Raw genomic sequence first — 8,219 nt, forward strand, 5'->3', positions numbered from 1 at the left:
GGCCTGGTCCGCCGCCGGCGCCCCGGGGGACCCGGTGGTCGTGCCGGGCGGCGCGGACCGGCAGGCCTCGGTCGCGGCCGGCCTGGACGCCCTCGCCGAGGACGTCGACGTCGTGCTCGTCCACGACGCCGCCCGCGCCCTGGCGCCGCCGTCGGTGTTCACCGCGGTCGCCGCCGCGGTGGCCGGCGACGTGGTCGCCGTCGTCCCCGGCCTCACCCCCGCCGACACGGTCAAGCAGCTCGCGCCCGCGACCGGGGGGCCGCGGACCGTCGCCGGCACCCTCGACCGGTCCTCGCTGGTCGCGGTGCAGACCCCGCAGGGCTTCCGTGCCGACGTGCTGCGCGCCCTGCACGCGGCCGACCGGACGGCAGCCGTCACCGACGACGCGGGGATGGCGGAGGCGGCCGGCCACCCCGTCGTCGTGGTCCCGGGCCACACCGAGGCGTTCAAGGTGACGACGGCGGTAGACCTGCTGCTCGCGCGCGCCCTGCTCGAGAACCGGTCGGCGGGGCAGGATGGCGCCCGTGACCGCTGACACCCCCGCCCCCGCGGTGCCGGACCTGCGCGTCGGCACGGGCGTCGACGTCCACGCCTTCGCCGATGGCGTGCCCTGCCACGTCGCCGGGCTGCACTTCCCCGACGAGCCCGTCGGGCTGGCCGGGCACTCCGACGGCGACGTCGCCGCGCACGCCGCCTGCGACGCGCTCCTGTCCGCCGCCGGTCTCGGCGACCTCGGCGGGGTGTTCGGCACCGCCGACCCTCGCTGGGCGGGGGCGGCGGGGACCGCGCTGCTGGCCGAGACGGCCCGGCTGGTGCGGGCGGCCGGCTGGCGGGTGGTCAACGTCTCCGTGCAGGTGGTCGCGGTCCGGCCGCGCCTCGGCTCCCGCCGCGAGGAGGCCCAGCGGGTGCTCTCCGACGCCGTCGGCGCCCCGGTCAGCGTGTCCGGCACGACGACCGACGGCCTCGGGCTCACCGGCCGCGGCGAGGGTGCCGCCGGCATCGCGACGGCCCTGCTCGTGAGGGCCTGACCGTGGCGGGCCGAGGGTCCCCGGCGCCCCTGCGCGGCAGCGGCGTCCCCGCGGACAGCGACCCCGTCGTCGTCGAGCTCGACCGGATCGCCTTCCTGCTCGAGCGGGCCGCCGCCGCGACCCCCCGCGTCGCCGCCTTCCGCAAGGCCGCGGCCGTCGTGGTGCGCACCGGCCCCGACGAGGTCGCCGCCCGCACCGGCGAGGGGACGCTCAAGGAGCTGCCCGGCATCGGCGACCGGACCGCGGGCGTCATCACCGAGGTCGTCGAGGGCGGCGGGCCCTCCGGCTACCGGGCCGACCTGGAGGCGCTGGTCGCGCCCCTGGTCGCCGGCGGCGCCGACCTGCGCGCCCTGCTGCAGGGAGACCTTCACAGCCACACCGACGCCAGCGACGGCGGCAGCGACCTGGCGACCATGGCCCGCACGGCGGCGTCGCTCGGGCACCGCTACCTCGCCGTCACCGACCACAGCCCCCGCCTCACGGTGGCCAACGGCCTGTCCCCCGCCCGGCTGCGCGCCCAGCTCGACCTCGTGGCGCAGGTCCAGGCCGAGCTCGACGCGGACGGCGTCGACCTGCGCGTCCTCACCGGCATCGAGGTCGACATCCTCGACGACGGCTCGCTGGACCAGGAGCCGGAGCTGCTCGACCGCCTCGACGTCGTCGTCGCCTCGGCGCACTCCAAGCTCCGGATGGAGCCCGCCGCGATGACCCGCCGCCTCGTCGCCGCCGTGCAGGACCCGCGCACCGACATCCTCGGCCACTGCACCGGCCGGCTCCTCGGCGGGCGCAACCCCGACTCCCCCGGGGCGAGCCGGGGCAGCAAGGAGCGGCCGCAGTCCACGTTCGACGCCGCCGCGGTGTTCGCGGCCGCCGCCGAGGCCGGCACCGCGGTCGAGGTCAACGCCCGGCCCGAGCGCCTCGACCCGCCGATGGACCTGCTCGCCGTCGTCGACGAGGCCGGCTGCGTCGTCAGCATCGACTCCGACGCCCACGCCCCCGGCCAGCTGGACTGGCTGGAGCTGGGCTGCGCGCGGGTGGAGAAGGCCGGGATCGACGCCGACCGGGTCGTCACCACGTGGGACGTCGAGCGGCTGCTCGCCTGGACCCGCGCGGGCTGAGGGTGCCCGCAGGACGGACCCCCTGGCGCGGGCGCCCCGGCAGGAGTAGGGGTACCCCCCGGGTGCGGCCGCGCTCCCCGACGTACCGTTGTCGCATGCCCGCCGTCGCAGCCCGTTGGATCGTCCCCGCCGCCGTCACCGCCCTGGTGGTCGGTGGAGGCGTCGCCGCCTCCGCCGCGTCCGACGCGGTGCCCGAGCTCCCCGAGCGCTCCGCCGCCGACCTGCTCGTCGCGGTCGGCGAGGCCGAGCCCGTCCCCTTCAGCGGCACCGTCCGCACGGTCGCCGACCTGGGTCTGCCCTCGCTGGGCGACCTGCCCGGCGCCCCGTCGTCCGAGACCGCGACCGACCCGATGTCGGCCCTGATGAGGCTCGCCACCGGCGAGAACTCGCTCCGGGTCTGGGTGGGCGGTCCCGAGCAGCAGCGCGTCTCGCTGCTCGACGACTTCTCCGAGCTGGACGTCGTCCGCGACGGCGACGTCGCCTGGACGTACTCCTCCGCCGAGGACACCGCGACCCGCTACGACCTGGCCGGGTTCGCCGCCCGCGCCGAGGCGGCCGCCGCCGAGCACGCCGCCGCCCACGGTGGCGGGGTGCTGATGGCCCCGCCGTCGGAGCCCGCGCTGCCCGAGGGCGCCTCCCCGGCGGACATGACGCCGGACGAGGTCGCCCGCACCCTGCTGGAGGGCGCGGACGAGACCACCGAGGTCACCGTCGGCGAGGCCCAGGTCGTCGCCGGCCGCGACGCCTACACGCTGGTCGCCACCCCCCGCGACGACGCCACCCTGGTCGCCGGCATCGAGGTCGCCGTGGACGCCGCTACCGGCCTGGTCCTCCAGGTGCAGGTCGACGCCCGCGACCAGGAGGCCCCGGCCTTCGTCACCGGCTTCACCGACCTCGACCTCACGGCCCCCGACGCCGAGGTGTTCGCCTTCACCCCGCCCGCCGGCACGACGGTCGTCGACGCGCTCGCCGAGCTCGACAGGGAGGTCGCCGAGGCTCCCGCCACGGAGGCCCCGGCCGAGCCCTTCGACACCGGCGCGCTCGAAGAGATGTTCGCCGACGCCCCCGAGCCGGTCGTCCACGGTGAGGGCTGGTCGACCGTCGTCGAGCTCTTCGCCCCGGCCGGCGCCCCGTCCCTCGGTGGCACCGCCCCCTCGCTCGCGGACGACGCCCCCAGCGCCGACGTGTCCGGCGAGGACGCCTCCCCGTTCGGCCGCGAGGACGGCTCCGACGCGGCCGAGGACGTCGACCCGGCCGAGCTGCTCGGCCAGCTGACGACCGAGGTCGAGGGCGGCCAGGTCTTCACCTCCGCGCTGCTCACCGTCCTGCTCACCGACGACGGCCGCCTGTTCGTCGGCTCGGTCGACGCCGCGACGCTGCAGGGCTACGCCGGCTGACCTCCCGCACCACGCACCACCCGCAGCACGCACCACCCCGTGACCGGCCACGACCCGCGTGGCCGGTCACGGCTGCGTGACGGACGATGGCCTGGTGACAGACCTCCCCGTCCAGGCCCGGCGGCACCCCGGACGGCGCGCGTGACGGACCTCGCGGTCCGCACCAGCGGGCTCACCAAGCGCTACGGGCAGCAGGTGGCGGTCGACGGCATCGACCTGGCCGTCCCGTCCGGCGCCGTGTACGGCTTCCTCGGGCCCAACGGCTCCGGCAAGACGTCGACGATCCGCCTGCTGCTCGGGCTGGCCGCCCCCACGTCGGGCGAGGTCGAGCTGCTCGGCTCCCCGATGCCGTCGGGCTGGCGCCGCGTGCTCCCCCGCGTCGGGGCGCTCGTCGAGGGGCCAGCGTTCTACCCCTGGATGTCCGGCCCCGCGAACCTCGCCCGGCTCGACGCCGCCGACCGCGACGCCGACGCCCGCACCCGTCGCACCCGGATCGCCGACGCCGTGGAGCGCGTCGGGCTGACCGGTGCCGGGTCCAAGCGGGTCGGGGCCTACTCGCTGGGCATGCGGCAGCGGCTCGGCATCGCCGGCGCCCTGCTCCGCCCCCGCGACCTGCTCGTCCTCGACGAGCCGACCAACGGCCTGGACCCGCAGGGCACCCGCGAGGTCCGGAGCCTGGTCCGCTCGCTCGCCGCCGACGGCACCACGCTCGTCGTGTCCAGCCACCTGCTCGCCGAGATCGAGCAGGTGTGCTCGCACGTCGGCGTCATGAGCGCCGGCCGCCTGGTCGCGCAGGGCACCCTCGCCGAGCTCGGCGCCGGCGGCGCGGCCACCCTCGTGCTCCGCACCCCCGACCACGCCGGCGGCGCCCGTGTCCTCGCCGGCGCCGGGCTCGTGCCCGAGCGCGCCGAGGACGGCACGGTGCGCGCCCCGCTGCCCGAGGGCACCCGCACCGACGTCCTCGTGGTCCGGCTGGTCACCGCGGGCGTGCCGGTCGAGGGCCTCGAGGTCCGCCGCGACACCCTCGAGGACCGGTTCGTCGCCCTGACAGGAGAGGGGTTCGAGGTCGTTGCATAGCCTCCTGGCCAGCGAGCTCCGCGTGATGTTCGCCCGGCGGCGCCACCTGGCGATCCTCGGCGTGCTCGCCGCGGTCCCCGTCCTCATCGCCCTGGCCGTCTACTTCTTCGACGGCCCGAGCAGCGGGGACGGCCCGCCGTTCCTCGACCGGGTCACCGACAACGGCCTGTTCGTCGGCATCACCGCGCTCGTCATCTGCGTCCCGCTCTTCCTGCCGCTGGCCGTCGGCGTCGTGGCCGGGGACACCATCGCGGGCGAGGCCGGCCAGGGCACGCTCCGCTACCTGCTGCTCAGCCCCGCGGGGCGGACCCGGCTGCTGGCGGTCAAGCTCGCCGGCGTCGTCGTGTTCTGCGCCGTGGCCACGCTCACGGTGGTCGCCGCCGGGTCCGCGGTCGGCCTGGCGCTGTTCGGCGCGCAGGACGTCGCGGTGCTGTCGGGCGGGACGATCACGCCGTGGGAGGCCGGCGGGCGGGCGCTGCTCGCCGCCGGCTACGTCACGGTGTCCCTCGTCGGGCTCGGGGCGATCGGGCTGTTCGTGTCCACGCTCACCGACGTCCCGGTCGGCGCGATGGCGGCGACGGTCACGCTCGCCGTGGTGTCGCAGGTGGTCGGGCAGATCCCGCAGGTCGAGGCCATTCACCCGTGGCTGCCGACGTACCGCTGGTTCGACGTGGCCGACGTGCTGCGGGACCCCGTCGCGTGGGAGTCCTTCCGGCTCAACGCCCTGCTCCAGGCGGCCTACGTCGCGGTGTTCTCGGCATTGGCGTGGGCGCGGTTCACCACCAAGGACGTGCTGAGCTGACGGTTGGGGCGCGGCCCGGCCTCACGCCGGGTAGACCGTCACCTCGGTCGCCTTGAGGCTGGCCCACACCGGCGCGCCGGGGCGCAGCCCGAGCTCGGCCACCGCCGCGGCGGTGACGTCGACGAGCACCGGCGGCGCACCGTCGAGCCGCACCCGGACGGTCTCGCCGTGCCGTTCCGTCGCCGCGACCGTGCAGCCCCAGACGTTGCGGGGGCTGGCCGGGCCCGGCCGGTCCGGCGACATTGCCACCGCCGCCGGGGCGAAGGCCACGAGCACCTCGCCCTGGGGCACGGGGCCACCCGCCTCGCCCGCGGCGGCCCGGAGCACCCCGCCCTCGGCGAGCGCGACGTCCTGCCCGGTCGCCGTCCCGCGGAGCAGGTTGAGGCCGACCAGCCGGGCGACGTAGTCCGTGCGCGGCGACCGGGCCACCTGCGACGGCGTCCCCTGCTGCACCGCCCGGCCGTCCTCGAGGACGACCACGTCGTCGGCGAGCACCATCGCGTCGAGCGGGTCGTGGGTGACGAGCACGCAGGCGCCGTCGAAGGCGGCGAGGTGGTGCGCCAGGTCGGTGCGGACGGAGCTGCGGGTGGCGGCGTCGAGCGCGGCCAGCGGCTCGTCGAGCAGCAGCAGACCCGGGGCCGTGACGAGCGCGCGGGCGAGCGCGACCCGCTGTGCCTGCCCCCCCGACAGCTCGCCGGGGCGCCGGTGCCCGAGGCCGGCCAGGCCCACCCGATCCAGCCACGCCGTCGCCCGCTGCCGGGCCTCGGCGGCCGGGACACCACGGGCACGCGGGCCGAAGGCGACGTTGTCGCGGGCGTCCAGGTGGGGGAACAGCAGCGAGTCCTGCGGGACCAGACCGACGCCGCGCGCGGCCGGCGGCAGGTGGACGCCGGCGGCCGGGTCGTCCCAGGTGCGGGACCCGAGCCGGACGTGGCCCTCCGGCAGCCGGAGCAGCCCCGCCAGCAGCCGCAGCGCCGTCGACTTGCCCGCCCCGTTCGGGCCCAGCAGCGCGAGCGTCCGCCCGGGCGGGACGACCAGGTCCAGGTCGAGGTCCCAGCCGTCGCGCCGCAGCCGCAGCCGCGCGTCCAGCCCGTCGGACCCGTCCAGCCCCCCGGTCCCGTCGATGCCGTCGGTCCGGTCCGGCCCGTCGCTCACCGGAGCGCCCCGACCCAGCGGTCCCGCAGGCCGACGAGCACCGCGACCGACACCGCGAGCAGCACCAGCGACAGCGCGACCGCCGCGTCCGGGTCGGTCTCCAGCAGCACGTACACCGACAGCGGCACCGTGCGCGTCACCCCGGGGAAGCTGCCGGCGAAGGTCACCGTGGCACCGAACTCCCCCAGCGCGCGGGCGAAGCAGAGGACGGCCCCGGCCACGACGCCCGGGGCGACGAGCGGCAGCGTGACGTGCGTGAGCACCCGCCACCGCGAGGCGCCGAGCGTCGCGGCCACGGCCTCGTAGCGGCGGTCGGCCCCCCGCAGCGCGCCCTCGACCGCGACCACGAGGAACGGCAGCGAGACGAACACCTGGGCGAGCACGACCGCGGCCGTCGTGAACGGCAGCCGGACGCCGAACCACAGGTCGAGGTAGAGCCCGAGCAGCCCGCGGCGGCCCAGCAGGAGCAGCAGCCCGACGCCCCCGACGACCGGCGGGAGGACGAGCGGGACGGTGACGAGCGCGCGCAGCAGCGGCCGGCCGGGGACGTCGGAGCGGGCGAGCACCCAGGCCAGCGGCACGCCCAGCAGGAGGCAGACCAGGGTGGACACCGCTGCCGTGCCGACCGACAGCGTGAGCGCCTGCGTGCTGGCCGGGTCGGCGACCAGCGCCGGGAGCCTCCGCCACGGGGCGCGGACCACGAGGGCGAGCAGGGGGAGGACGAGCACGAGCAGCCCCAGCCCGGCGAGGACGCCGAGCGGCCAGGGCAGCCCGGTGCCGCCGGCGGCGCGGTCGTCGGCACTGCGCGCCCGACGGGGTCGACGGGCCTGGTCGCGCTGACCGGGCCGACGGGGCTCTCGGGACCGGCTGGCCCGCCCGGCACCCGTCGCCACGGGGACGGTCACGGCAGCAGGAACCCGGCGGCGGCGAGCACCTCGCGCCCCTCGGGGCCCTCGATCAGCGCGAGGAACGCCCGGGCCCGGGCCTCGTCGGTGGTGCCGGCCAGGACGACCGCGGGGTAGGCCGTGACGACCTGCTCGGCGCCCGGGACGTCGACGACCTCCACCGTCCCGCCCGACGCGAGGACGTCGGTGGCGTAGACCACGCCGGCGTCGGCCTCGCCGAGCTCCAGCCGGGTGAGCACCGCCCGGACGTCGCGCTCCAGGGAGTCCGGGCGGGCCGCGACACCAGCCTGCTCCAGGAGCCCGGCCGTGACCGCGCCGCACGGCACCTGCTCCTCGCACAGGCTGACGACGAGACCGTCCTCGGCGAGGTCGGCCAGCCCCGTCACCCCGCCGGGGTTGCCCGCCGGGACGGCGAGCACCGGGCTGTTCACCGCGACGTCCACCGGCTCCCCGAGCACCTCGCCGGCGTCGACGAGCTGCTGGACCGGCGCGGCGGCGGCAGAGACGAGGAGGTCGCCCGGCGACCCTGCGAGGACCTGCTGCGCCAGCCCGGAGCTCGGCCCCAGGACCAGGACGACGTCGGTGCCGGGGTGCGCCTGCTCGAAACGCTCCTCCAGCTCGACCATGACCTCGGTCAGCGACGCGGCGGCGAGCACGACGACCTCGCCGGGCGCGACCGTCGGGACCGACGAGGCCGACGCGGGCCCGGCCGCCGGGGCGGACGCGGCGGCCCCCGC

9 protein-coding genes are annotated in these 8,219 nt (G+C 77.6%); 6 read left to right on the forward strand and 3 right to left on the reverse strand.

The genetic code is table 11. From position 1 onward, the window contains the following. The 6 genes from WCS02_RS14750 to WCS02_RS14775 all read left to right on the forward strand — a co-directional run. Positions 1-535 (forward strand): IspD/TarI family cytidylyltransferase (locus tag WCS02_RS14750; protein ID WP_340294536.1); only part of this gene is annotated, 535 nt, incomplete at its 5' end. Beyond that, positions 516-1,028, forward strand: a complete 513-nt coding sequence (gene ispF, locus WCS02_RS14755; RefSeq protein ID WP_340294538.1) for a 2-C-methyl-D-erythritol 2,4-cyclodiphosphate synthase — start codon at positions 516-518, stop codon at positions 1,026-1,028. The genes WCS02_RS14750 and ispF, both read left to right, overlap by 20 nt. Positions 1,029-1,030: 2 nt before the next feature. Further along, positions 1,031-2,146, forward strand: coding sequence for a PHP domain-containing protein (locus WCS02_RS14760; protein WP_340294540.1), 1,116 nt, complete (start codon positions 1,031-1,033; stop codon positions 2,144-2,146). A gap of 95 nt (positions 2,147-2,241) precedes the next feature. Continuing rightward, positions 2,242-3,543, forward strand: a complete 1,302-nt coding sequence (locus tag WCS02_RS14765) for a LolA family protein (RefSeq protein WP_340294542.1) — start codon at positions 2,242-2,244, stop codon at positions 3,541-3,543. 141 nt (positions 3,544-3,684) lie between these two features. Further along, positions 3,685-4,620, forward strand: coding sequence for an ABC transporter ATP-binding protein (locus tag WCS02_RS14770; RefSeq protein ID WP_340294544.1), 936 nt, complete (start codon positions 3,685-3,687; stop codon positions 4,618-4,620). A gap of 25 nt (positions 4,621-4,645) precedes the next feature. After that, positions 4,646-5,422 carry an ABC transporter permease gene (locus tag WCS02_RS14775; protein ID WP_376983648.1) on the forward strand — a complete coding sequence of 259 codons (777 nt, stop codon included), beginning with the start codon at positions 4,646-4,648 and terminating at the stop codon, positions 5,420-5,422. A 21-nt stretch (positions 5,423-5,443) separates the two neighbouring features. Here the strand turns inward: WCS02_RS14775 and WCS02_RS14780 are convergent, their stop codons facing one another. The 3 genes from WCS02_RS14780 to modA form a co-directional block, all read right to left on the reverse strand. Beyond that, positions 5,444-6,577, reverse strand: a complete 1,134-nt coding sequence (locus WCS02_RS14780; RefSeq protein ID WP_340294548.1) for an ABC transporter ATP-binding protein — start codon at positions 6,575-6,577, stop codon at positions 5,444-5,446. After that, entirely contained in the window at positions 6,574-7,482 is a 909-nt protein-coding gene (locus tag WCS02_RS14785) for an ABC transporter permease (protein ID WP_376983539.1), read from the reverse strand. The genes WCS02_RS14780 and WCS02_RS14785 overlap by 4 nt, the downstream gene beginning before the upstream one ends. Continuing rightward, positions 7,479-8,219, reverse strand: a 741-nt coding sequence (modA, locus tag WCS02_RS14790) for a molybdate ABC transporter substrate-binding protein (protein ID WP_340294550.1), incomplete at its 5' end; no start/stop codon positions are given. The genes WCS02_RS14785 and modA, both read right to left, overlap by 4 nt.

This window comes from Aquipuribacter hungaricus (assembly GCF_037860755.1).
Taxonomy (GTDB): Bacteria; Actinomycetota; Actinomycetes; order Actinomycetales; family JBBAYJ01; genus Aquipuribacter; species Aquipuribacter hungaricus.